Origin of the sequence: Bacteroides sp. 1_1_14, assembly GCF_000162515.1 — a bacterium.
GTDB classification, from domain to species: Bacteria; Bacteroidota; Bacteroidia; order Bacteroidales; family Bacteroidaceae; genus Bacteroides; species Bacteroides thetaiotaomicron.
Window position 1 is genome coordinate 598,836 of record NZ_GG774704.1, and the last position, 22,613, is coordinate 621,448.

The following is a 22,613-nucleotide window of genomic DNA, read 5'->3' on the forward strand; positions in this document are numbered from 1 at the left end:
ATCTTTGCCATATGCAGTCATTTCAGATTATAAAGCCCGTTCCTGTGCTATCGCCTTACATCCGTCATTATTGGATATTGCAGGATGATGCAGCAGTTTCTGTTTCCGAACGGACTTTCCCCATCGGTTGTATGCAGCTTGTTTTTCATAAAGGGAAACAGCTCTTCCTACAGAATGATTCAAAGTTGCAGCCACAGTCTTTTATTTGCGGACAGTCGATCGGATTCTCCGATGTGTTGTCGACGGGTAGGATAGAGATGATTACGGTTGTTTTTCAACCTTATGCAGCGAAAGCCTTGCTCCACATTCCCGTTCACTTGTTTCATGGGAAAGATGTAGCGATGGATGAAGTGGAAGATGTCGAACTATCGGATTTGGCGAAGCAAGTCACTGATACTTCTGATAATATAGTCTGTATTCGTCTGATAGAGCAGTTTTTTCTTCGTCGTTTATATGCTTTTTCCGAGTATAATCTGAAGAGGATGTCTGCTGTCTTTCAGGAAATCAATCTTCAACCACAGATAAATATTCCTCAATTGTCGGAGGCGGCTTGTTTGAGTAGCAAGCAGTTCGGACGTGTTTTTGCCGATCATGTCGGTACGACTCCCAAGGAATATCTTCGTATTGTGCGTATGCAACGTGCTTTATTTCTGTTGCAACAGGATGCGACTTTGCCTTTTGTACAAGTGGCCTATGAATGTGGATACTCCGATCAGTCCCACATGATCAAGGAATTCAAACTATTTTCCGGTTATACGCCTGCAGAATATCTTTCTGTTTGTGCTCCTTATTCTGATTACTTCTCGGAATTTTGAAAATGTCTTTTTTTTCCTATCAGAGCTTTGTGGCATCCCTTACTTTTGCAGTGTCTTTGCAAAGGCTTAATAGTAACCATAAAAAAAGAACGAAATGAAAAAGTTTATTGCATTTTTTGAGATTCCTACAGTTGATTTTCACCGGGCTGTCGATTTTTATGAAACAGTGTTTGGGGTACAGCTTCCGGTTTTTGAATGTGAAGAGGAGAAGATGGCGTGTTTCACAGAAGAAGGTGAAACGGTCGGAGCTATTTTTCATGCTCCCGATTATCTTCCTTCGGAAAAAGGAGTGATTATCTCTTTTAATTGTGAAGACATCGATCAGACATTGGAAAAAAGTCCTTCGGAAAGGTGGAAAAATCATGATGCCCAAGACGAAAATCGAAGTAGAGGGCAGAGGCTGGTTTGCCTTGTTTGCGGATAGCGAGGGAAACAGGGTAGGGCTTTACGCTGATAAATAACAGGTAAAAGAGAGGAAGATTATCTGTCCGGCGTAGTTGCCCTCTGATGGGTAATGATGAGCGAAAGTAGAATGAGACTGCATTCCTAAAGATATGCAGTCTCATTTATTTTTAAATCCTTCTTATTCTACCGGAATATAAATTTCTGTCAACAGTTCTTCGGGAGCGGTTTCGCACGGATTGTTCAGATAGCGTTCGGCACTGGGTTCATCGCGTAGCGTACATTCCATTTCGGGCAGACATTTTCCATAGATAGTATCATATACCGCTTGCAGATTGTCATACGGACCTTTATATAAGAAGATTGCATAACGTCCTGCCGGAAGTGTCTTGAATCCTACATCTCCTTTGGGAGCTACCTGTACGGGCATCACCATACATACATCGGTGCGCAATTTCTCGGCTGGTGTCACTTTGGGGTCGTCGTGATAGATGCAGAGCGGGCTGAAATCTCCCATTGGCAGTTTTTGTTCTTTGATGAACTGCCACAGACGTCCCCATGTCCCACCGTAGTCATTCAGTTTGTAGTCACCGGACAAGCGGATATAAATAACATTGCGTGCAGGTATACTCTTAATTTCACTTTTCAGTTCCAGGTCTGGTCTGATAATCGCTGGTTTCATAATTACAAAGTTTTTATTGTTTCGATACTCTAAAGGAGAAATACCATAAAACTGTCTGAACACTTTCGACAAAGAAGAAGGGGATGAATATCCGATGCGATAGGCAATATCGGCAATTGGAATATCCGAATAGCGCAATAAACGTGCGGCTGCTTCTGTCCGCGTCCGGACAATAAAGGTACCGATCGGTTCACCGAGGAATGCTTTCATAATCCGGTGAAAATAAAAAGGAGAAAAGTTTGATATCCTGGCCAGCGATTTCAAATCAATGTCTTCTCCTAAATGTTGATTGATATATTCCACCACAACATTTACGCACTTTTGATACTCTTCTTTGGTTGTTTTCTTCTGTTGCATAACTTCTTTTGGTATTTCACTTCGCAAAGGTATTGGTAAAAAAGGGAACGAACTTGTCCGATATTGCTATTATTCATTTTTTTTAATAAAACCTGTTGATTCTCTTCTAGTTATGCTATGAATTTATTTGATGATTTTGAGTATTCCAGAATGGTGCTTTAGTATAAAACATGACCGAATATTTAACTGTTTGAACCCGATTCTTTTTTGAATCTTTAAATAATGTCAATCTGTTAAATAAAACAAGATAATATATTGTGAACTGTTATTAAAATCGCTATCTTAGTTTCGAATTATTAATAGAGAATAGCCATGGATAAAAGAGTAGTAGGGAATAATGCCGGCAAGGTCTGGGGTGCCCTGAAAGAAATTGGTGAAATTTCGATACCAGAATTGGCGAGAAGATTAAACCTTAGCGTAGAGAGTACAGCATTAGCCGCCGGTTGGCTGGCGAGAGAGAACAAAATTTGTATCCAGCGGAAAAATGGATTAATTGCTTTATCTGATGAAAGCACTTTCCCTTTTAGCTTTGGATAATAAAGAATGCTGTTCGTGAACATCTTTGAAGTTCCATTAACTTATAAGTAAAGAATTGTCGATATAAAGTATCGTAAGTTAAATCTGAACCTGAAGAACTGAATTTAGAAAGAGTTACTCTGTGTATAGGGTAACTCTTTTTAATGTATAATAAACGTATAATAATGCTGTTAGTATCTTCTTCTTTATATGAAAAATATATACTTTATATTAGTGCGAAATTATGTGTGTGAAAATTTAGGGGATCGTTTGCCTATTCTTCAGTCTCTTTATCGGTCGATACTGTGGCGCTACTTTTTATGGCATGAATAACGGCGGAAGTAAATCCCCTGTGCTCCAGTTCATTCAATCCTTTAATGGTGGCTCCACCGGGAGTGGCTGCTTTTTCTATTTCTAACAGCGGGTGGGTATTGTGATTTAAAATCAGTTCTGTAGCTCCTTCCATGCTATATGCCGTCATTCGCATTGCATCTTCAGCGGAGATACCCAATTCTATGCCGGCTTGCATGGCTGCATGAATATATTTTAATGCGAAAGCGATTCCACTGGAAGTTAATGCAGAAATGATATCCAGCTGTTTCTCTTCTGCGAACAAACACTTTCCTCCTTCTTCGAATGTCTGTTTTATGAGTTGCTGGTGTTCTTTGCCGGCTTTGCGTGAAGTTATCAGGGTCAGGCTCGAATGTTCCGTAATGGCGATGTTTGGAACAACCCGGAATATAGGCATTTCGGTTTCCGATAAATGTGCCAGGTGAGAAATGGATATTCCGGTTACCAGTGAAACCAGGATTTGGGTGCGTGAGAATCGTAACGGAGATAATACTTCGTCTACTATACATGGTTTGACAGCCAGAATAATAATGTCGGCTTCCGATATGGCATACTGATTCTCTGTCATTATGCGTATCGCAGGAAATTGTTTGTGCAGATTTTCTAGCTTGTCTGTATGAGGGGTCGAAATGATAATATCTTTTTCGTTGTAGAGATGTCCTTTTGCCAGACAGGCAGCAACTGCGCTCCCTATGTTTCCGGCTCCTATAATTGTAATTTTCATGTTTTTATGGATTTGTATTTATTACTTTGTTAATCAGGCTGAAAGTCTTTCAAGAAAACGCTGTGACAGCGAATTGAGTAATTGCTTCTTATCAGCCGTGTGAACTGATATTGTGAAACAATGATCGCTGCCGCCATAAGAAATCAGTGATATGGGGATATGCCTGATTGTTTCCATGATGTTACTTTCCAGTTGTGTACGTTCCCAATGAAGTGATCCTATGATATGTATTACGGACATATTTTCGTCAACGACCATTTCTGTGTATTTGTGCAGTTCTCTTTGAATTATTCGCAGGGTATCACGACTGGCTGTCAGAATCATGGAGACAGAAACATTGGATGAGGCCATTGAGATAACGTTTATCTGATATTTATTAATGACTTCCAGTAATTTGCCCATGAGTAAATAGCCGGGCAGGACGTTCAATGACGTGAAGCGTACAAACGTCACTGAGTCTTGGACAATAATGGCTTTAACACTGCTTTCCGTATCATGGGAAGAGATGTAGAGCCGTTCTGTTTCCAGATCATGGGTGTCTATTAAGCGGATAACGATATTGGAACGGGCTGCAAGAGTGATACAGTCTGTATAAATTAAGTGTACTCCACTGTTAATCAACTGTTCGGCTTCGGTGTAGGTCAGAGAATGTTGTTCCCTGGCACAGTTCCGGTTGGCATAGATATTCGTGAGTTCGGTTGACAGAATGATTTCGTCTGCTTTGAATATGCTGGCGAGTACGGTAGCATAATAATCATTACGCTTCTCATTCATGAAATCAATTTCGCCATATACATTTTTGCATAAGGAAAGAGGAGCGATGAAAATGTCAGTATCCCGATTCTCATTGATATACTGCCTGATAGATTCCTGAATGTAGGGGATATCCGGTTTCCTTTCCAGATTCATCTGCATAAAAGTACCGGTATCCAATGTGCGGGCATTCAGTCCATGCTGACGCAGGCAGCAGGTAAACAATTCTCCGGATAACCGGTATATTTCGGCTTTTATTATTTTATCAATTAATAAATCGGCTTTGTCTTCCACCAGTTTGTGCATCTTTTCGATACATTCCCGGATATATTTCTTTATATCCGTATTTAGTGGCAAATCTGTTATGAGGTGATCTGCCAGTGTACGGCAATATTCTTCGATATTATTGATTGTTGTATGCGAAGCATTGTCTTCTTCATGAAACCAGCTGATAGAAATATCCTGCAGCCATTCTTGTAGTTGCGTCAGTGTCGGAACCACAACTACGTAAGGATGTTCCTTTAGGATGTAATTGATTACTTGTCTGATTTCATCCTCTTCTTTCATTTTTTCAAATTTGCAAACTTTCATTGTTAACTGATAATTTATTGGTTACTGATCTTTTTCAAAATGATATGCCTTTTTTCAAATAGAGATGGTCTGTTGCCATCGATCTGCTATTTGATTATCAGGTATATTGTTCAGAATCAAATTATTAATTCTATTATTCCCGCTTCTGAAGCAGTCCATTACTAGATGTAATCTGCTAATACCATACCATATTAGGATATGATATAAAAATGACTATCTTTGTAGCGTGATTAATGAACTGACAGTATATCCATCTATTTATGAAATTCTGCATATAGCTACGCTCAACGAATAGCATCCTTTCTAAATCAGGCTATTCAGCTATCCGGTAAGCAACGACCTGCTTGCCAAAGAGTTTTTATATCCATTTTATGAATTTACGAAACTGTGTACTGCTATGAGTGTAGTATGCTGTATCGTGCTATTTTTAGTTGAGCAATGAAATATACGTATAAGCAAATATGGCTCATCAACTTTCCTGTGATGATGAGCATTCTGATGGAGCAATTAATCAACATTACCGATGCTGTCTTTTTAGGACACGTAGGAGAAATCGAATTGGGAGCATCCGCACTTGCGGGAATATATTATTTAGCGATTTATATGCTGGGGTTTGGATTCAGCATTGGTCTGCAGGTTATGATTGCCCGAAGAAATGGGGAGCAGCATTACAAAGAAACAGGGCGCACCTTCTTTCAGGGATTATATTTTCTGATGGTGATGGCAATCATGCTTTCTCTGTTGATACAGCTTGTTTCTCCGTTTATTCTGCAACAGCTGATTACTTCTGATGAAATTTATCAGGCTGTGATCCGTTATCTGGACTGGCGTAGTTTCGGACTGTTGTTTTCGTTTCCTTTCTTGGCTTTCCGGGCTTTCCTGGTTGGGATCACGAATACTAAAGCCCTCTCCGGAGCAGCCCTTACGGCAGTCTGTATCAATATTCCTTTCAACTATTTACTAATATTCAAACTAGATATGGGCATATCCGGAGCAGCGATGGCCTCCTCCATTGCTGAGTTTGGAGCGTTTCTCATACTCTTGTTATATATGTGTAAAACGGTAGATAAGAAAAAATATGGTCTGAGTGCCGTCTATGATGGCAGATTGCTGATGAAACTACTGCAACTGTCCGTATGGAGTATGCTTCATGCTTTTATCAGTGTCGCTCCCTGGTTTTTGTTTTTTGTGGCTATTGAACATTTGGGGAAGACAGAACTTGCTATTTCCAATATTACCCGAAGTGTGTCTACCCTCTTTTTTGTGATAGTCAATTCTTTCGCTTCTACTACCGGATCGTTAGTTAGCAATCTGATCGGGGGAGGACAGGGGAAGGAACTTTTTCCCGTTTGCCGCAAAGTTCTCAGATTAGGCTATGTGGTAGGGCTTCCATTGATACTGACAGCTCTTTGGGGCAATCAATGGATCATCGGATTTTATACAAATAACGATTATTTAGTAAAACTTGCTTTCTGGCCTTTTATAGTCATGTTGTTGAATTATGTGTTTGCATTGCCCGGATATGTTTATATCAATGCTGTTACAGGTACGGGAAAGACAAGACTTGCCTTTGTCTTTCAACTGGTTACTATCCTGATCTATCTGATTTATCTATATTTGCTGAGTGAGTGTTTTCATGCCTCTTTGATGGTGTATATGACGGCGGAATATCTGTTCGTTATTCTATTGGGAATACAATCCATTCTGTACTTGAAGAGGAAATCCCAACAGAATATGTACTTTTGTACTTTCAATGATTGATACTTTCTCGAAATGACTGAAGATATAAAGAATAAACTTTTGATGTGTGCAGAGGTGTACCATTGTGCAGGCTTTATCGCAAGTGATCCGGTACAGTTCCCTCATCGTTATACGCTGAAACAAGATATAGAGATTAGCGGACTGCTGACTGCAATTATGAGTTTTGGCAATCGCAAGCAGATATTGAAGAAAGCGGATGAGTTGCATAAGCTAATGGGAACTTCACCTTATCAATATGTATTATCCCGCCGGTGGGAGGAAGATTTTCCTTCCGGGGCAACCCATAGTTTTTATCGGATGCTGTCGTATGCTGATTTTCATGGATACTTCCGTCGGTTATATACGGCCTATACGCAGTTCGGAAGTTTGGAAGATGCTTTGAATATATATTCCGGAATACCTATGGAGAAGTTATGTGCATTTCTCGAAGTTTCTGCCAAAAGTCCTCAAAAGAAACTGAATATGTTTTTACGTTGGATGATTCGTCGGGATTCGGAGGTTGATTTGGGTGTTTGGGAGAGTTTTGATCGTAAAGACCTGATTGTTCCGTTAGATACTCATGTCTGTAGGGTAGCTTATTACTTCAAGTTGACGGATACGGAAACTTTTTCTTTGAAGAATGCCCGTCGGATCACCGCTGCATTGGCTGAAGTTTTTCCGGATGATCCTTGCCTGGGTGATTTTGCTTTATTTGGATTAGGAGTCAACGGGGAGATTTGAGTTGCAGAAACTCTATAGAAGTATCAATCAAACCTCTATTAAGTCCGACATATAAAACGGGTTCTGTTTCTGCTGATTCGTTTTATTTTTTGCTCCAGATTCGTGTATTAAGATTCAAGTCCTCTACAATAGAGACCAATGCATGAATCATGCTGAAATCGTTTTTGAGCTGGCTAAGGTCATCCATCGGTTTCCAGATGCTGGCTTCAAAATGATTTCTTGATTCAGGAATAGCTATCAGGATATTTGAATCTCTGAAACTAATTGTGATGTTCTTATTGAATTCTCTGTCTAGTGCAAGAAGTCGTTCCATCATTGAAGGAGAAAGAAGGTAGCGTGCTTCAATCTGGTCTGTAGAGTAAACATCGAATGTTTTCTCGAAATCCGGATTTTCCAGTTTCACCCGCGAACCGCTGGAACTTAGTTTGAACAGGCTATTCCTTAAAATAGTGGTATGTCCTTGAAAGTCTTTCTGAAAATCGGCAATGAAAAAGAAACCTTTAAAGATATCTACCCAATAATGACTTGTCTGTCCTTTTGAATTGACACGTGTTTTTCGTTCTTCGGCATGAATTTCCGCACAGCAGAAGTCCGTTTTTCCTACACGTCCCTGTATCAGATCTTCTGTGTGGTAACGGTCGGGAGAAGTGAATAGGGCACAGTTCCTGAATGTACTTTCCTTGATTCCCTCTTCGGGTGTGAAGACGGCATTTTCACAAAAAGATTGTAATATTTGTGCGATTACTTCCTGTTTATAATAGGTGGATAACTCCTGAGATTTGGCATTTATACAACTGTAGTATGCCAACAAAGCAAGACCTGCCGCAATACCGATTCCAATAAGTGCTACATGGGCATAAAGGGAAAATGCAATACCAATCACGAGAATAATCCCTCCTACCCATATTCCGGTGGAATGTCCTTGCTTTTTTAGTTCTTTGCGTTTCTGTTCAAGACTTTGCAGAGTAGAGGAAAGACTTTGTACCAATGTCTCAAATTGCGGACTTTCTGCCATATTATATATTGTTTTTTACTGATTCAACAAGTTATTCACATTCGGAACAGTACGTTCCTGTTCGGAAATGGAGAATACGCTTTTGCGGGTGAAACCAAACATACCGGCCAACAGATTTGACGGGAAAGTCTGTACTGCATTATTATAGTCAGTGACGCAAGCGTTAAAAGTTCGGCGTGCTGCCGAAAGCTGCTCTTCAGTTTCGTTAAGTGCACGTTGTAACTGTTCGAAGTTTTCAGACGCTTTCAGTTGCGGATAGTTTTCTGCAATGGCAAAAAAGTGTGTACAGGCTTGTGAGAAAGCAGAGTCCAGATTTTCTTTATCCTGATTAGAGAAAGATGCGTACGACTTGTTGCGCATTTCCGTAATCTGTGCGAATGTGCTTTTTTCATGTTCTGCATATTCTTTGACTGTAGTTACCAGATTAGGAATCAAGTCGTATCTCTTTTTCAGCATTACGTCGATGGCTGCGAAAGCATTTTCCGTCTCATTTCTTTTTCGCACCAGTGAGTTGTAAATAGCGATGAAAATCACTACTACTACAGCTATAATAATTAGTATAGTCATAACTATATGTCTGGCATCCTCTTGCCGTTTTCTATATTTGTGAATTCGAAGTAGTTTTATTGCGTCAAAGATAAAGAATAAAACTGGAAAATAGAACAGTATTTGGGAGTAAAGAAGAATATATAGCGGAATATTTACTGAATATATCTGACAGAAACCGAATAAAAAAGAATTTCCGATTATCATCATAAAAAGCAGATGTGGAATCGACTTTTACAATGATAACCGAAAATTCAGATAAATCATCAGGACGCTTGTATTTTGTTTGTGTAGTCTTGCCAACCGGCTGCGGTTTTATATTTCTCTACAGATTCGGCGGGAACACGAATGACAGTAATATCATCCGGAAATCCGTACCATATCTTTTCAAATACTTGTGGAGGTGTTATCCCTTCTACCTTGACTTCTTTGATACCTGTGTTATTGAACGCTGAAAAATTAATCTGTGTCACATTTGCCGGAATGGTCAGTTGAGTGACTTTTCTGTTACCGCCCAATAATCCTTGTCCCAATATCCGGATACTTTGTGGAATTTCGAGACGTGTTAATTGGGGGCATCCTTCCAGACAGTAAGGGTGAATCATAGCTTCGGGATCATCATTGAAAACAGTTCCGTAGGTTGCCACTTCCGTTAATTCCGGACAGTAATAAAAGGCTCTTTGCGCTATGTTTGTAACACCATTCGGTAACTTCACGGTTGTAATGCTACTTTCCCGGAATGCTTCCAGCCCGATTGTTCTGACGTTCTCCGGAATCTCAATCGTTTTCAGTTGAGACGTCTTGAGGAATGCCTGTGCACCGATTTCTGTCAACGTAGCAGGTAATAACACTTCTTCAACGCCCGCATATACAAAGGTGCTTGCGGGAAGTTTAGTGAGTTTAGTCCGGCTTAAATCTGCTTTTTTAAGGTGATAGCAATAGTAGAATATGTTTTCCTCAAGCTGTTCCAGAGTCGAGGGAAATATAACTTCCTGAATAGTTGAATTGAAGAAAGCCATATCTCCGATGGATTTCAGTCCCTCATTGAGTGTCACCTTGTTTATTTTACTGCCGTTGAAAGCGTTTTTAGGAATGGATTTCACGCTGTTGGGGAGTATGATTTCATCGTACCCTTTCAGGACTTCTGTCAAAACTCCGTTTTCCACACGGACAGGCGCCACCTGAATAGTAAAGCTTTTCTGCTTTCCTTCTATTGTTATGGTCACTTCCTGTTTGTCGACAGGGACAGATGACGAGAAACCACTGATCTGTTTTGGGGCAACATTCACGGACCGTTGTTTCCCATCATCATATTCACCTGTCACTTTGAGTCCAGTTAAGTCTATACTCTCTCCTAATGCATAAATCGTTTTTGCAGGCAGCTGGTCTATGGAAAAACGTTCAAGTAAGGCTCCTGTGGGTTCAGATGGTTGCTCCGTCGGAGGCAGTTCCTTCTTGAATTCATCGTTTTCAGTGCTGCAACTCAGTAATGTAAGTCCTGTCATCATTTGCAGGCAAAGTACTATTAATATATTAAGTTTAGTTTGTTTCATTGTGATAAAAGCTTAGTTAGGGAATTGGGTTAAACGTATTTCTATTTTCACTACTTTACCTGCTTCTACGGTTCTGCCGGAAGACCATATCTGGTAGTTATCAGGTCCGCCACCTTCTTGTACCACGAACGTAAAGAACCGCTGCGACTGTGCTGCGAACCATTCTTCTTGCGGTAAAATAAAGGTGGCTATCCCGCTTTCATTGGTTCGGGCAACCGCAGTAGGTAAGGTCAGATTATCTTTCTCAAAAACTTTATAATCTTTTTCATTATACATCTTTACGGGAATACCCGTTGCAATTTTTCCATTTTCATCATAAACGACAACCACTACTTTAGCTTCTCTCACTTCTTCGTTTCCTTTTTCGCACGCTATCATAAAAAGTATGATACCTAGCAGAATAACAATCTTTCTCATAATCTTCTCTTTTTTCAATTTTTTCGAATGCAAAAGTAGTAAGATCGTATCATTTTTGAGTTATGATACGATCTTGTAAATCTAACACTGGTATTTTAATGGTGTTGATATTCAGGTAGTTATTTTGATTGGAATCTCAGATTTCTAACACTGGCCTAACACCTATCCGAAAAGTGATAAAAACAGGTCCTTGTTAGCTGTTTCTGCTGATTTGATACGTGATTTAAGTCGTGACTTACGGGCATATACATTGGCTACCGTATCTTTCATGAACAGGCTTATTACTTGTGGTGAAAAACCTACAAAGATATAGCAGAGTAACCGGATGTCAGCTTCTTTCATTGCAGGGAAATCATTCCGGAGTTTTTGCATGGCGTTGTCATGGCAGGTATTTACGATAAGCTCCAGTTCTTGCAGCATTTCATTGTTTTCTGCAAAATCGGTGATTATTTGTTTCACTTCGTGGAACATGGCGGCCTGTTGTGATGCGGTATTCTCGCGTTCGTAGTAAGTTTTTCCCAATTTGTCGATAATGTCAAAACGAGAGGCTATCAATCCTTTTAGATGGTTTTCAGTATTGCGCTGTCCTTCCATGCGTTCGGTCAGAGTTTTGTACTCGGAATTAGCTTCTTCTGCCAGTAGCAGATAGCGGTCGGTACGTTCGCGTTGCAGTCGCAGGCGTTGGCGGGTGATGTAATAAGCCACTCCTATCATCAGAAGGATTACAGTTGCTGCTGCGATTTCCCAGGTAGTACGGTTTTTCATCCGGTATTCGGCAAAGTCAGTCCGTTCTTTAAAATATTCGCGTTCCACCATGCCGGCGGAAAACTGCATGTTTGAGCGTGTCAGCGAATCAGTCAGATAGATATAACGATGTATGTTATCGGTTGCTTTCTCAAAGTTCCTGGTTTGTGCTTCAATACGATATGCGGTATATTGCAGGTCGGCCAAGTCGCGGATGTCGGTAGTCTGTGCTTCTGCGAGAGCCAGATAGTAGCGTGCGCTGTCTATACGATTTTTCAGAAGGTTCACATCTACCAGTGTATGGTAGCCGTACAGGGTATCCTGTCGGGCGGAAAGCTCGATGCGTTGCAGCAAGTCATGAGGAATTTGCCGCTTGCCCGATACTACATAAAGAGAGGCAAGGTTCGTGAGGCTGGCTTTTGCCAGGTGATCGTTCTTTTGTTCGTCGGCTAGATCAAGAGCGGCGGCGTAGAGACGCATTGCTTTCTCTATGTCTTTCGAATGAAAAGCTGCGGCTGCCATATCAAGTGTTGACTCCGTTTCTTCACGTACATTATCCGACTGCCGGAAGTTATTGCGGGCTTCACGGAAATAATGATAAGCCCGGCTGTAGTTCATCTGTTCATAATATACTTCACCGATTTGCCCGTATAACAGTCCTGTATAATAAGGTTCATTGGTGTCTTTCAGTTTCTCTTCTATTTTGAGAAAAAGGCGCAATGCTCCCGGTTTGTCTCCTGCCCGTAGTTTAATTCGTCCCCAATAATAGAGAGTCTTACATTGGTGTCGTAAATCTTTGGAATAGTGTTTATAATGGCTCCAAGCCTGGCGAATCAGTGAATCATCCGTTACTTTAATATGGTTTTTATCTAATGCTTCCGAGTAAAGCAAGGCATATCTGGCCTGTTCGGCCTGACTGCCTTCCTGTCTGAGCTGCTTTAATATTGTCAAGGCACTGTCCGGCTTGTTTTGTAACAGAGCTTCCGCCTCGTCAAGCCGGGAAATATGTTCTCTATTATAACATCCTGTAAAAAAGAGAATGGCTGATAGTCCAAGTATAATTCTGCATTTCATGCTGTGAATGTAGTGAAAATCTCTCGGATTTGAAATAAGGAGTAGTGCCTTTTTTTAATGATGACTGCATTGACACATTATTTTTTATCATTGTGATTCCATATGCATCATTGTCATATTCATAGAGGGCAGTTCCCCAATATCATCAAAGCGGTATGTGCTGCTTTTGCCTGTTACAATGAATCCTTTGTCATTATTGGAAAAAGACTCTTCTAGAAAGAAAAAAAATAATTTTAGTCTCACGGTCTCACTGTGGAATATCTAGTATGCTGACAATCATTAATATAATGAATGAGAGATACCTTTCCGAACAGGTATCTCTCATTGTTTTTCCATCAAAACCACTAGTTTTCGGTTATCTCTCATTGCTATCTCTCACATCAAAGTAAGTACATAAGATGTGGTCCGCTATATCTGTTTAAAACCAGCAGTTGTTTGTATGTTAAGTCACTGTATCCCATACGTTATCCTATATATATTATTGTATTAGTTAACCGACATTTTCATCGTTCCACCCGGATGAACAGTCCTTATCACCTAGGTGGACAGGTCAGTTCATCCGGGTGCAATGATCTGTTCACCCGGGTGGAACGATGAAAATGTCAGTTAGTTAATACACAAACTTTAGTTGATAAACAGGTTAAGCCAGGGTATACTATATGCAAAGAAGCGGTAAACGGGCAAATAACCACCATCTTGATGGGGAATTATTCGATGAACCGATTGGGTATCCCGCTATAGGTCAATGTGATTTTATGCATCGCCCTTGTCACCGCCACATAAAGCATACTTTTATCTATGGTGGAATGATAATTCTGATTATCAGCTTGTGGAACGATCACTTCATCAAATTCCAACCCTTTTGCCATGTGTGCGGAAGTGACAACAATGCCTTTTGTATAAGCTGAACTTAGACTTGACAAAAGCGATATGTTATCTGTATGGACTTGGAGTTTCTGGGCAAGTGCTTTTGCCTGAGTTTCTGTTTTACAGATTATTCCCAAAGATGTATATCCGGAGTTTCCGAAGTCCGATATCAAATTAACAAGGCCTGTCGTTTCTTCTTCTGTATTCTTGAATGGAAGAATTTCAGGTTGTTCTCCATGTCGCATAATGGGTTCCAGTTCATTGTTTGCCTGAATTTTCTGCGCCAGACTGGTAATTTCAAAAGTAGAGCGGTAACTCTTACATAGTTTCATTACTTCTCCGGTGGTAAACGCTTTTTGAATCATGGCAGCAGTTGAAGAACCATAGGGATTGACAGATTGAGAAGCATCTCCAAGAATTGTTTTCCGGCAGGGATAAAGTTTTTGGATCACCTTGTATTGTATGGGAGAATAGTCCTGCATTTCATCTATCAGAAGATGCCTGATGTGAGTTTGAGTTCTATTCCCATCCAATGCGAGATGCAGATAAGCCAGGGGAGCCATATCTGCATATTCCAGCATACGATTCTTTCGCATCTTGAACATTTCAGGTTTTCCGGCCCATTCGAAAAAGTCTTTATAGATCTGGAGGTCGTTATTTCCTGAAAACATATTCTTAATTTCTTTTCTCAGCAGGTTTTTCTCAGCGGTAGTCACTGTAAGGTTATACTGGATTTTCATCATTTCCAGAATGTAATCTGTCATGGTTTCAAATCGTTGGCGTATGGGGTAACGATGGAATCGTTTGAACTGTTCCCCTACGAATTCTGCGGGAATAGTGATATACTTGGTGAGTTTTACATCAGTCGCTCTGAAATAGTGATTTTCCATATGGAGGATGAATTTGTCGAGTCGGGAAACAAATTCGAAAGAAGCTTTGTATTGTATCCGTTCGATAAAATCCGGAGCCGGCTTTTCCAGTAGTTCCGAGACTTGTCCGAAGAAATTCTGAAACTTATATTTGTTGTCAAGGACGGTGGAGAGAATCTGTTCCATGCTGGTTTCAGGTACAGTCGTTTCACCAAGTTCCGGAAGGACATTGGATATGTAATCGGCAAATACTTTATTAGGTGAGATGATCAGAATGTCTTTGGATGAAATTTTTCCTTTTTGTGTATAGAGCAGGTAAGCAATACGGTGTAAGGCAATAGACGTTTTTCCCGAGCCGGCGACTCCCTGTATGATGAGTACGGGCGTATCTTCGTTGCGGATAATCCGGTTTTGTTCGCGTTGGATGGTCATAACGATGTTTTTCATCTTGTCGTCTGCATTGGAACAGAGCTCTTTTTGCAGGATATCATCATGAACAGTGACGGAACTTTCAATCATATATTCCATCTTACCTTTGCGAATGCGGTACTGACGCTTGAGTGAAATCTCTCCATGCACTTCACCTGACGGAGAAGAATAAGTGGCCTCACCTGACTCATAGTCATAAAACATACCCGAAATAGGTGACCGCCAATCATATATCAGATTTCTTTTGTTTTTGAAATCGTAGAATGTGTGTATACCTATATATACAGGAAGCTTTTTGCCGCTGCTTCCATTTTCCTTAAAGTCGATTCGTCCGAAGTAAGGAATATCCAATATCTTACTCAGGCGATTGCGTTTGTCTATCACATTTTCGCCTCGTGCAAAATGATTCAGTATACTTTCACGCATGGAACGGATTTCATGAGGATCGATGTCTTTATTGGACCATAGATAATCTTTGTATTCCTGCAGAGTATCTATGTGCTCTTTAACAGACTTGTCTGTGCTGTTTATCGTATCATTGATGATATTGAGCACCTGTTGCAAATATGCTTTTTCCTGCTCTTCTGTTTCGTTGAATATCATATATAAATTCAGTTTGGGTATTAAAAGTTGATTGAAAGGGTGGCAAAGTTAGCTAGATCCGGTGGGGTATTAAATAGTTATTTATAGCTATATATCAAGCCTTTTTCTTATTTTTGCGTGCTCATTTAATCTAGAAGAAAGATGGATATCCTTGATATTGCAAGACGAAATCAGCAGAAAGCATGGGAAATAATAGAGAAAGTCAATGTTATCCCGATATGGGAAAGCATTGGTGCACAGGTTAATCTGGTTGGTTCTCTTCGTATGGGGTTGCTGATGAAACACCGGGATATTGATTTTCATATATATACGTCTTCTTTAAGTTTAGCCGATAGTTTCAGGGCGATGGCGAAGCTGGCGGAAAACACGTCAGTGAAGAAGATAGAGTGCGTGAATCTGCTGCATACTGTTGAGGCGTGTGTTGAATGGCATGCCTGGTATCAGGATTCGGATAATGCACTCTGGCAAATTGATATGATACATATCCGGAAAGGTTCCCGATACGATGGATATTTTGAGAAAGTAGCCGAACGTATTTCTTCCGTCTTGACAGATGAGATTAAGCGGACAATTCTTCAATTGAAAAATGAGACACCCGAAAGTGAAAAGATTATGGGGGTAGAATATTATCAGGCTGTCATACGGGATGGAGTACGGACTTATGCCGGGTTTGAAGAATGGCGAAAAGAGCATCCGGTGGGAGGAGTGCTGGAGTGGATGCCTTAATCAGCTTAATATCCCCGTCTCATATCCTATTCGGATGGCTTCAATGGAATTTTGTACTCCTAATTTCCGTAATAGATTCTGTCGGTGAATATTGACGGTATGAATGCTGACACACAGTTTGTCTGCTATTTCTTTACTTAACAGTCCTTTTTGGATCAGGCGTAAAATTTCAGCTTCCCGTTTGGTGAGAGGACTGAAGGTCTGCAGTGACGGAGAAGGGGAGAACATCTCTCCATTTTTCAGATTGAGTACAGTACAGTCTACCGTTTCGGCCTCTTGTTGATCAGGTGAGATATCCATATTCCCGATTACCAGCCATGCTTTTCCATCGATGGTCTGCTCCAGAACCTGATGCCTGCTGACAACACGCACGTATTGTTGCCTCGCATTGAGAACACGAAAACTGTAAATATTAGAATAGTCATTTCGTTGTTCCGGAGGCAAACTGTATATAAACTGACTTAATTTTATTTGTAAGATGAGCAATTGCTCGCGGTCGTCGGGATGGATGCGCGATTCCAGATAATCACCCTGCCTTTCCAATGTTGCTATCTTGTGGGCATCATATCCCAGTAAATCTACAAAGTTCGGAGAAGCATAGGCATATCTGCATTTATATACGTCTACTACAAATGTACAGTTCCGGTTCATCTTTGAGAATTGATGAAGCATGGATTTATTCCGTTCCCACACGGCATAGTCGATGTCGGTAAAGGACAAACGTTGCTTTGCCCACAATTCTTCCCGTGTGATATCTGTTAGCTTGATTTCCCGCATGTATGGAACTGTTTTTTTGATTGAAGTATGACAAAAGTAGATATAATCCGTGATATTATCAAGGAAGGAGTAGAGATTTGCTTATTCTTATTGTTTCCATACAATAATCGTGCTAACAAATGATAATTATTGAACATCTCTTGAAAAATAAATAATAAAAAGATAGTTATCTAATTAATTGTGTTATCTTTGTTCCCAGAGTTTGAGTCACGAATCATTATTGTGTAGTTCTTCTTTATAATATATTATTAGTAAGTAGTCCTCTTCTGTAATTATCCTCCTCACTCCAAATTAGTATTTATTTTTAATAAAATTTTAGATGAACATTTACATTTCAGGTTTAAGTTATGGCACAAATGATGCTGACTTGACAAATTTATTTGCAGAGTATGGAGAAGTTTCTTCAGCCAAAGTTATTTTTGATAGAGAAACCGGCAGATCCAGAGGATTCGCTTTCGTAGAAATGACGAATGATGCAGAAGGACAAAAAGCTATTGACGAATTGAACGGAGTTGAATATGACCAGAAGGTTATTTCAGTGAGCGTTGCACGTCCTCGCGCTGAAAAACCGTCATACGGTGGTAACCGTGGAGGTGGTTATAACAATTCAAGAAGATATTAATATCAGAATAAATAAAAGCAGAAGATAATGTCTTCTGCTTTTATACAGACTATTACCGTTTCATGATTTAACGGAGGAATTTCTGTTATACGGAGAAGACGAAAAATCATTTTACATTTAAGTTCTGCTAATTCTGCCTCTTTTATGCGCAATATCAGGAGTATATAATCCTGCACTTTCCATTCTGACAATAGATTATTAGGCTTTTTTGTAATACAATACTCTTGGAAGAAACAGGAGTGAGAGTTTAATAAATAATATCCAATCAAGCGAACAGCCAGTGATGAAGGCGACTTTGAATACTTGAATAGAGTATGTTCGGAGTGTGTTGATTTTGAAATGGCCAAGCACAGAATAAAATATATGAAATCATTTTTTATAGGAAATATTGAAATTAAAGTACCTGTTATACAAGGTGGAATGGGAGTTGGGATATCATTGTCCGGTCTGGCGTCAGCAGTAGCAAACGAAGGGGGAGTGGGAGTTATATCGTGTGCAGGTCTGGGGTTGCTTTATCCCAAAGAAAAAGGCACTTATACAGAAAAATGCATCAGCGGCCTGAAAGAAGAGATTCGCAAATCACGCATGAAAACAAAAGGTATTATTGGTGTGAATGTCATGGTGGCCTTATCGAATTATGCTGATATGGTGCGTACTGCGATTAATGAAAAGATTGATGTGATATTTTCCGGTGCCGGGCTTCCACTTGATTTGCCTTCCTATTTGACTACGGGGAGTATTACGAAATTAGTACCTATTGTATCTTCTTCAAGAGCTGCCAAAATAATCTGTGACAAATGGCAAAAGAATTATAACTATCTGCCGGATGCGATAGTGGTAGAAGGTCCCAAAGCCGGAGGGCATCTGGGGTTTAAGAAAGAACAGCTCCAAGACCAGAATTATGCTTTGGATGTATTGATTCCCGAAGTGGTGGCGATTGCGGCCAGTTATAAAGAACAGAAACATATTCCGGTGATTGCCGCCGGTGGAATTTCGACAGGGGAAGATATTGCGCACTTTATGGAACTGGGAGCTTCGGGAGTGCAGATGGGAAGTATTTTTGTGACGACCCTTGAATGTGATGCTTCGGAAACTTTCAAAGAAGTGTATATTCACTCCAAATCCGAAGATGTTCTTATTATTGAAAGTCCTGTCGGAATGCCGGGACGGGCTATTGACGGAGAATTTATTCATAGTGTGAATAATGGTCTGGAAAAGCCGAGGAAATGCTCATTCCATTGCATTAAGACGTGTGACTATACAAAAAGTCCTTATTGCATTATTAAAGCGCTGTATAATGCGGCCAAAGGAAATATGAAAAAAGGTTATGCTTTTGCCGGTAGCAACGCCTTTCTCGCAGATAAAATAAGCAGTGTGAAAGAAGTGATGAATACACTGGAACGCGAGTTTTTCTTAGCGACTCACAAACTGGTTTAATATCGGAGACCTTGCATATTCAGTATTGAATGTGTTGTGCTCTCTTACTATATATAAAATTAACCGCTGTGCTGAAACAGCAAAAATAACATTTATGACATTTAAAGAATTAAATATAACCGAACCTATTTTAAAAGCAATTGAAGAAAAAGGATATACAGTACCTACTCCTATTCAGGAGAAAGCGATTCCTGTAGCATTGGCAAAAAAAGACATTTTAGGCTGTGCGCAGACTGGAACCGGAAAGACTGCTTCATTTGCAATACCTATTATACAACATTTGCATCTCAATAAGGGAGAAGGCAAGCGTTCGGGAATCAAAGCTCTGATTTTGACTCCTACCCGCGAACTCGCATTGCAAATCAGTGAATGTATTGAAGATTATTCAAAGTATACACGTATCCGTCACGGAGTCATCTTCGGAGGCGTGAATCAACGTCCGCAAGTGGATATGCTGCATAAAGGAATCGATATTCTGGTTGCTACTCCGGGGCGTTTGCTCGATTTGATGAATCAAGGACATATACGATTGGATAATATTCAGTATTTTGTTCTGGACGAAGCAGACCGTATGCTTGATATGGGCTTTATACATGATATTAAACGAATATTGCCGAAACTTCCGAAAGAAAAGCAAACTTTGTTCTTTTCGGCTACAATGCCTGATACGATTATTGCTCTGACTAATTCCTTGCTGAAGAATCCGTTGAAGATTTATGTTACACCGAAATCATCAACGGTAGATTCTATAAAGCAACTGGTTTACTTTGTAGAGAAGAAAGAAAAGAGCCTGTTGCTGATTTCAATTTTGCAAAAATCGGAGGACCGGTCGGTACTTATCTTTTCGCGTACCAAGCACAATGCTGATAAGATAGTTAAAATATTGGGTAAAGCCGGCATTGGCAGCCAGGCTATTCATGGAAATAAGAGTCAGGCGGCGCGGCAGTCCGCATTGGGTAACTTCAAGTCGGGTAAAACGCGAGTGATGGTTGCCACAGATATCGCTTCCCGGGGAATTGATATTAATGAGCTGCCGTTGGTTATCAATTATGATCTTCCGGATGTTCCTGAGACATATGTACATCGAATCGGGCGTACGGGAAGAGCAGGAAATGCAGGTATGGCACTTACATTCTGCTCTCAGGAAGAACGCAAACAGATTAATGATATTCAGAAATTGACAGGCAAAAAACTAAATAGGGCTGATTTTACAATTTAAGGTCATTCCCTTACATTATTCATTAAAATATAGTATAAATTAAATATAAGTTCTATGGCAAAATCCATTACGGTAGGTAAACGTGAAAATGAAAAAAAGAGACTCGCTAAACGAGAAGAAAACAAAAGAAAAAGGATAGCAAGAAGTTATCCAGTAAAAGCAGCTTCGATGATATGATTGCTTATGTGGACGAGAATGGAATGATAACTTCGACTCCTCCGGCTGAAAATATCAAAAAGGAAGAGATAAACCTGGATGAGATAATCATTGCAACTCCGAAGAAAGAAGACGAGGAACCCGTTATATTGAGAGGGAGAGTTGAATTCTTTAATGAGGCAAGAGGCTTTGGTTTTATAAAGGACCTTGCCGGAGTTGATAAGTACTTTTTCCATGTTAATAATGTCGTTGGTAATATCTCGGAAGGTAATATTGTAACATTCGATCTTGAACGTGGTGTGAAAGGAATGAATGCGGTCAATATCTGTCTCGAAAAGAAACCGGTGGAGAATTAAAATAAAAAATGTAAGTATTGAAACTTATTTTTAGATATTCATTTGCTTAAGTGTAATATGATAAAATAAAAATCCCTTGAGTCTCAGAGGTTCAAGGGATTTTTTATGCGTAAAAATAGTATTGCAGGCAGACAGGGGAACGGAGGGTAACTGGAAGAAGAATGCAGCATATCGTACAAAAATGGCAAGAAATAATGATTCATTATCTCTACTATTTCATACCTTTGCCCGCTGAGTCTGAAATATTATTAACTTTTAAACGCAGAAAACATGAAGAACTTATTGATTACGGTATTTTTTCTCAGCTTGACTTTGCAGCTCTCTGCGGAGACAGGGGGAAGCAATCCTGTAATTGTAGAAAAAACTACAGCAAGTCTGGCGGAAAAGACGCCTGTTTATTGGCAGAAAATGGCAGATGGTATGTCGCAAGCCCTTATCAAGCATTTTTGGGGTGCAAACTTCAAAGGGTATGAGAATCGGTTTTATTTTAATTATGGTAGTGATCTTTCCAATATGACTACCAATCATTATTGGCCACAGGCACATGCTATGGATGTCATGGTAGATGCATATATGCGTACCGGAAGCAAACAGTATTTGAATATATACCCGTTGTGGTGGGAAGGTGCACCGAAATTCAATTTTGCGGGCAGAGAGGAAGACCCGTGGTGGAATGTGTTTGTAGACGATATGGAATGGATTGCTCTGGCACAGATTCGCATGTTTGAAAGCACTAAGAATACCAAGTATCTGAAAAAGGCGAGACAGACCTACGATGATTGGGTTTGGTCTACTTGGGGACCGGAAGATGAGGCTCCGTGGTTTGGTGGCATTACCTGGAAGACGGATGTGGCAAAATCTAAGAACGCTTGTTCCAATGGTCCTGCTGCCCTTATTGCTGCCCGGTTGTATAATTTTTACGATGCTATGGGTAAAAAGGCCGGAAAACCCAAACAGGCTTATCTGAATGAGGCCATTAAAATATATACATGGGAGAAGAATAACTTGTTCGACCGTCAGACGGGGGCAGTGTATGACAGCATGAATGGAGAAGGCAAGATTACCAAATGGGTATTTTCGTACAACTCGGGTACTTTCCTGGGAGCAGCTCATGAACTGTATAAGATTACCGGCGATAAGCAATATCTGGCAGATGCAGTAAAAGCGGCCAATTTTGTGATTGACCATTTGTCGACAAATGAAGGTGTACTCTCCGATGCAGAAGGTGGTGACGGTGGCTTGTTTCATGGCATCTTCTTCCGTTATTTTGTGAAATTGATTAATGATCCTGCACTGGATAGTGCCAATTATAATAAGTTTCGCGACTACATAATTCATTGTGCTACGGTTATGGCAGAGCAGGGAGTGAATCAGAAGACTATGTTATATAGCGGTCGTTGGAGAAAAGCACCTGCTGATGATGAGAGTGTGGGATTGACATCGCATCTGACCGGTTGTATGCTGATGGAAGCTATGTGTGTACTTAAACACCGATAGAGTGAATAAGAAAAGAGATAAAACAAAAATCCTG

At 40.2% G+C, this 22,613-nt stretch carries 19 protein-coding genes and 2 pseudogenes; 11 read left to right on the forward strand and 10 right to left on the reverse strand.

Going from position 1 to position 22,613, the window contains the following annotated elements; translation table 11 throughout:
* Nucleotides 1-11 precede the first annotated feature (11 nt).
* Nucleotides 12-815: a helix-turn-helix domain-containing protein gene (locus HMPREF9007_RS15560; protein ID WP_008761166.1), complete on the forward strand. Its 804-nt coding sequence runs from the start codon at nucleotides 12-14 to the stop codon at nucleotides 813-815.
* Between the two features lie 94 nt (nucleotides 816-909).
* A pseudogene (locus HMPREF9007_RS15555) lies at nucleotides 910-1,276 on the forward strand (VOC family protein).
* Between the two features lie 122 nt (nucleotides 1,277-1,398).
* On the opposite strand, the gene HMPREF9007_RS15550 reads toward HMPREF9007_RS15555, so the two are convergent.
* Nucleotides 1,399-2,256 carry an AraC family transcriptional regulator gene (locus tag HMPREF9007_RS15550; RefSeq protein WP_008761167.1) on the reverse strand — a complete coding sequence of 286 codons (858 nt, stop codon included), beginning with the start codon at nucleotides 2,254-2,256 and terminating at the stop codon, nucleotides 1,399-1,401.
* Between the two features lie 312 nt (nucleotides 2,257-2,568).
* Here HMPREF9007_RS15550 and HMPREF9007_RS15545 point away from each other — a divergent pair, with 312 nt between their 5' ends.
* Nucleotides 2,569-2,793: a winged helix-turn-helix domain-containing protein gene (locus HMPREF9007_RS15545; protein WP_008761168.1), complete on the forward strand. Its 225-nt coding sequence runs from the start codon at nucleotides 2,569-2,571 to the stop codon at nucleotides 2,791-2,793.
* Between the two features lie 253 nt (nucleotides 2,794-3,046).
* On the opposite strand, the gene HMPREF9007_RS15540 is transcribed toward HMPREF9007_RS15545, so the two are convergent.
* Both HMPREF9007_RS15540 and HMPREF9007_RS15535 read right to left on the reverse strand, forming a co-directional pair.
* Nucleotides 3,047-3,847 (reverse strand): pyrroline-5-carboxylate reductase dimerization domain-containing protein, encoded by an 801-nt coding sequence (locus tag HMPREF9007_RS15540; RefSeq protein WP_008761169.1) that lies wholly within the window; start codon nucleotides 3,845-3,847, stop codon nucleotides 3,047-3,049.
* 33 nt (nucleotides 3,848-3,880) lie between these two features.
* Nucleotides 3,881-5,191, reverse strand: coding sequence for a lysine-sensitive aspartokinase III (locus HMPREF9007_RS15535; protein ID WP_008761170.1), 1,311 nt, complete (start codon nucleotides 5,189-5,191; stop codon nucleotides 3,881-3,883).
* Between the two features lie 438 nt (nucleotides 5,192-5,629).
* On the opposite strand from HMPREF9007_RS15535, the gene HMPREF9007_RS15530 reads away from it, so the two are divergent.
* Together HMPREF9007_RS15530 and HMPREF9007_RS15525 are read left to right on the forward strand one after the other, a co-directional pair.
* Entirely contained in the window at nucleotides 5,630-6,952 is a 1,323-nt protein-coding gene (locus HMPREF9007_RS15530) for an MATE family efflux transporter (protein ID WP_008761171.1), read from the forward strand.
* Nucleotides 6,953-6,964: 12 nt separating this feature from the next.
* A complete protein-coding gene (locus tag HMPREF9007_RS15525) occupies nucleotides 6,965-7,672 on the forward strand; it encodes a TIGR02757 family protein (protein ID WP_008761172.1) in 708 nt (235 codons plus the stop codon).
* 82 nt (nucleotides 7,673-7,754) lie between these two features.
* Here the strand turns inward: HMPREF9007_RS15525 and HMPREF9007_RS15520 are convergent, their stop codons facing one another.
* The 6 genes from HMPREF9007_RS15520 to HMPREF9007_RS15505 all read right to left on the reverse strand — a co-directional run bounded on the left by HMPREF9007_RS15520 (nucleotide 7,755) and on the right by HMPREF9007_RS15505 (nucleotide 15,789).
* Nucleotides 7,755-8,687 (reverse strand): DUF3137 domain-containing protein, encoded by a 933-nt coding sequence (locus tag HMPREF9007_RS15520; protein WP_008761173.1) that lies wholly within the window; start codon nucleotides 8,685-8,687, stop codon nucleotides 7,755-7,757.
* Between the two features lie 15 nt (nucleotides 8,688-8,702).
* Nucleotides 8,703-9,254, reverse strand: a complete 552-nt coding sequence (locus HMPREF9007_RS15515) for a LemA family protein (RefSeq protein WP_008761174.1) — start codon at nucleotides 9,252-9,254, stop codon at nucleotides 8,703-8,705.
* A 245-nt stretch (nucleotides 9,255-9,499) separates the two neighbouring features.
* Nucleotides 9,500-10,786, reverse strand: coding sequence for a leucine-rich repeat protein (locus tag HMPREF9007_RS0124860; protein WP_032850297.1), 1,287 nt, complete (start codon nucleotides 10,784-10,786; stop codon nucleotides 9,500-9,502).
* A gap of 12 nt (nucleotides 10,787-10,798) precedes the next feature.
* Complete coding sequence (locus tag HMPREF9007_RS0124865; RefSeq protein WP_016269651.1) at nucleotides 10,799-11,203, reverse strand: hypothetical protein; 405 nt, start codon at nucleotides 11,201-11,203, stop codon at nucleotides 10,799-10,801.
* A gap of 162 nt (nucleotides 11,204-11,365) precedes the next feature.
* Nucleotides 11,366-13,021 (reverse strand): hypothetical protein, encoded by a 1,656-nt coding sequence (locus tag HMPREF9007_RS15510; protein ID WP_008761175.1) that lies wholly within the window; start codon nucleotides 13,019-13,021, stop codon nucleotides 11,366-11,368.
* Between the two features lie 707 nt (nucleotides 13,022-13,728).
* Nucleotides 13,729-15,789 (reverse strand): UvrD-helicase domain-containing protein, encoded by a 2,061-nt coding sequence (locus HMPREF9007_RS15505; protein WP_008761176.1) that lies wholly within the window; start codon nucleotides 15,787-15,789, stop codon nucleotides 13,729-13,731.
* Nucleotides 15,790-15,930: 141 nt separating this feature from the next.
* Between HMPREF9007_RS15505 and HMPREF9007_RS15500 the strand changes: the two genes are divergently transcribed.
* Nucleotides 15,931-16,515 (forward strand): hypothetical protein, encoded by a 585-nt coding sequence (locus tag HMPREF9007_RS15500; RefSeq protein WP_008761177.1) that lies wholly within the window; start codon nucleotides 15,931-15,933, stop codon nucleotides 16,513-16,515.
* On the opposite strand, the gene HMPREF9007_RS15495 is transcribed toward HMPREF9007_RS15500, so the two are convergent.
* Complete coding sequence (locus tag HMPREF9007_RS15495) at nucleotides 16,516-17,292, reverse strand: LuxR C-terminal-related transcriptional regulator (RefSeq protein ID WP_008761178.1); 777 nt, start codon at nucleotides 17,290-17,292, stop codon at nucleotides 16,516-16,518.
* 319 nt (nucleotides 17,293-17,611) lie between these two features.
* Between HMPREF9007_RS15495 and HMPREF9007_RS15490 the strand changes: the two genes are divergently transcribed.
* From HMPREF9007_RS15490 to HMPREF9007_RS15475, 5 genes and pseudogenes are all read left to right on the forward strand, one after another.
* Nucleotides 17,612-17,914, forward strand: coding sequence for an RNA-binding protein (locus tag HMPREF9007_RS15490; RefSeq protein WP_008761179.1), 303 nt, complete (start codon nucleotides 17,612-17,614; stop codon nucleotides 17,912-17,914).
* Nucleotides 17,915-18,277: 363 nt separating this feature from the next.
* Nucleotides 18,278-19,351, forward strand: a complete 1,074-nt coding sequence (locus tag HMPREF9007_RS15485; RefSeq protein ID WP_016269667.1) for a nitronate monooxygenase — start codon at nucleotides 18,278-18,280, stop codon at nucleotides 19,349-19,351.
* Nucleotides 19,352-19,445: 94 nt separating this feature from the next.
* Nucleotides 19,446-20,570 (forward strand): DEAD/DEAH box helicase, encoded by a 1,125-nt coding sequence (locus tag HMPREF9007_RS15480; RefSeq protein WP_008761181.1) that lies wholly within the window; start codon nucleotides 19,446-19,448, stop codon nucleotides 20,568-20,570.
* 54 nt (nucleotides 20,571-20,624) lie between these two features.
* Nucleotides 20,625-21,082, forward strand: a pseudogene (locus HMPREF9007_RS0124875) (cold shock domain-containing protein).
* 270 nt (nucleotides 21,083-21,352) lie between these two features.
* Nucleotides 21,353-22,579, forward strand: coding sequence for a glycoside hydrolase family 76 protein (locus tag HMPREF9007_RS15475; RefSeq protein WP_008761183.1), 1,227 nt, complete (start codon nucleotides 21,353-21,355; stop codon nucleotides 22,577-22,579).
* Nucleotides 22,580-22,613: the final 34 nt, after the last annotated feature.

Bases quoted from the DNA above. Each gene is read 5' to 3' on its own strand.
- HMPREF9007_RS15505 (WP_008761176.1), bottom strand. From the start codon at position 15,789: ATGATATTCAACGAAACAGAAGAGCAGGAAAAAGCATATTTGCAACAG.
- HMPREF9007_RS15540 (WP_008761169.1), bottom strand. From the start codon at position 3,847: ATGAAAATTACAATTATAGGAGCCGGAAACATAGGGAGCGCAGTTGCT.
- HMPREF9007_RS15500 (WP_008761177.1), top strand. From the start codon at position 15,931: ATGGATATCCTTGATATTGCAAGACGAAATCAGCAGAAAGCATGGGAA.
- HMPREF9007_RS15525 (WP_008761172.1), top strand. From the start codon at position 6,965: ATGACTGAAGATATAAAGAATAAACTTTTGATGTGTGCAGAGGTGTAC.
- HMPREF9007_RS15515 (WP_008761174.1), bottom strand. From the start codon at position 9,254: ATGACTATACTAATTATTATAGCTGTAGTAGTAGTGATTTTCATCGCT.
- HMPREF9007_RS15530 (WP_008761171.1), top strand. From the start codon at position 5,630: ATGAAATATACGTATAAGCAAATATGGCTCATCAACTTTCCTGTGATG.
- HMPREF9007_RS15560 (WP_008761166.1), top strand. From the start codon at position 12: ATGCAGTCATTTCAGATTATAAAGCCCGTTCCTGTGCTATCGCCTTAC.
- HMPREF9007_RS0124860 (WP_032850297.1), bottom strand. From the start codon at position 10,786: ATGAAACAAACTAAACTTAATATATTAATAGTACTTTGCCTGCAAATG.
- HMPREF9007_RS15545 (WP_008761168.1), top strand. From the start codon at position 2,569: ATGGATAAAAGAGTAGTAGGGAATAATGCCGGCAAGGTCTGGGGTGCC.
- HMPREF9007_RS15490 (WP_008761179.1), top strand. From the start codon at position 17,612: ATGAACATTTACATTTCAGGTTTAAGTTATGGCACAAATGATGCTGAC.
- HMPREF9007_RS15550 (WP_008761167.1), bottom strand. From the start codon at position 2,256: ATGCAACAGAAGAAAACAACCAAAGAAGAGTATCAAAAGTGCGTAAAT.
- HMPREF9007_RS15510 (WP_008761175.1), bottom strand. From the start codon at position 13,021: ATGAAATGCAGAATTATACTTGGACTATCAGCCATTCTCTTTTTTACA.
- HMPREF9007_RS15520 (WP_008761173.1), bottom strand. From the start codon at position 8,687: ATGGCAGAAAGTCCGCAATTTGAGACATTGGTACAAAGTCTTTCCTCT.
- HMPREF9007_RS0124865 (WP_016269651.1), bottom strand. From the start codon at position 11,203: ATGAGAAAGATTGTTATTCTGCTAGGTATCATACTTTTTATGATAGCG.
- HMPREF9007_RS15485 (WP_016269667.1), top strand. From the start codon at position 18,278: ATGAAATCATTTTTTATAGGAAATATTGAAATTAAAGTACCTGTTATA.
- HMPREF9007_RS15480 (WP_008761181.1), top strand. From the start codon at position 19,446: ATGACATTTAAAGAATTAAATATAACCGAACCTATTTTAAAAGCAATT.
- HMPREF9007_RS15475 (WP_008761183.1), top strand. From the start codon at position 21,353: ATGAAGAACTTATTGATTACGGTATTTTTTCTCAGCTTGACTTTGCAG.
- HMPREF9007_RS15495 (WP_008761178.1), bottom strand. From the start codon at position 17,292: ATGCGGGAAATCAAGCTAACAGATATCACACGGGAAGAATTGTGGGCA.
- HMPREF9007_RS15535 (WP_008761170.1), bottom strand. From the start codon at position 5,191: ATGAAAGTTTGCAAATTTGAAAAAATGAAAGAAGAGGATGAAATCAGA.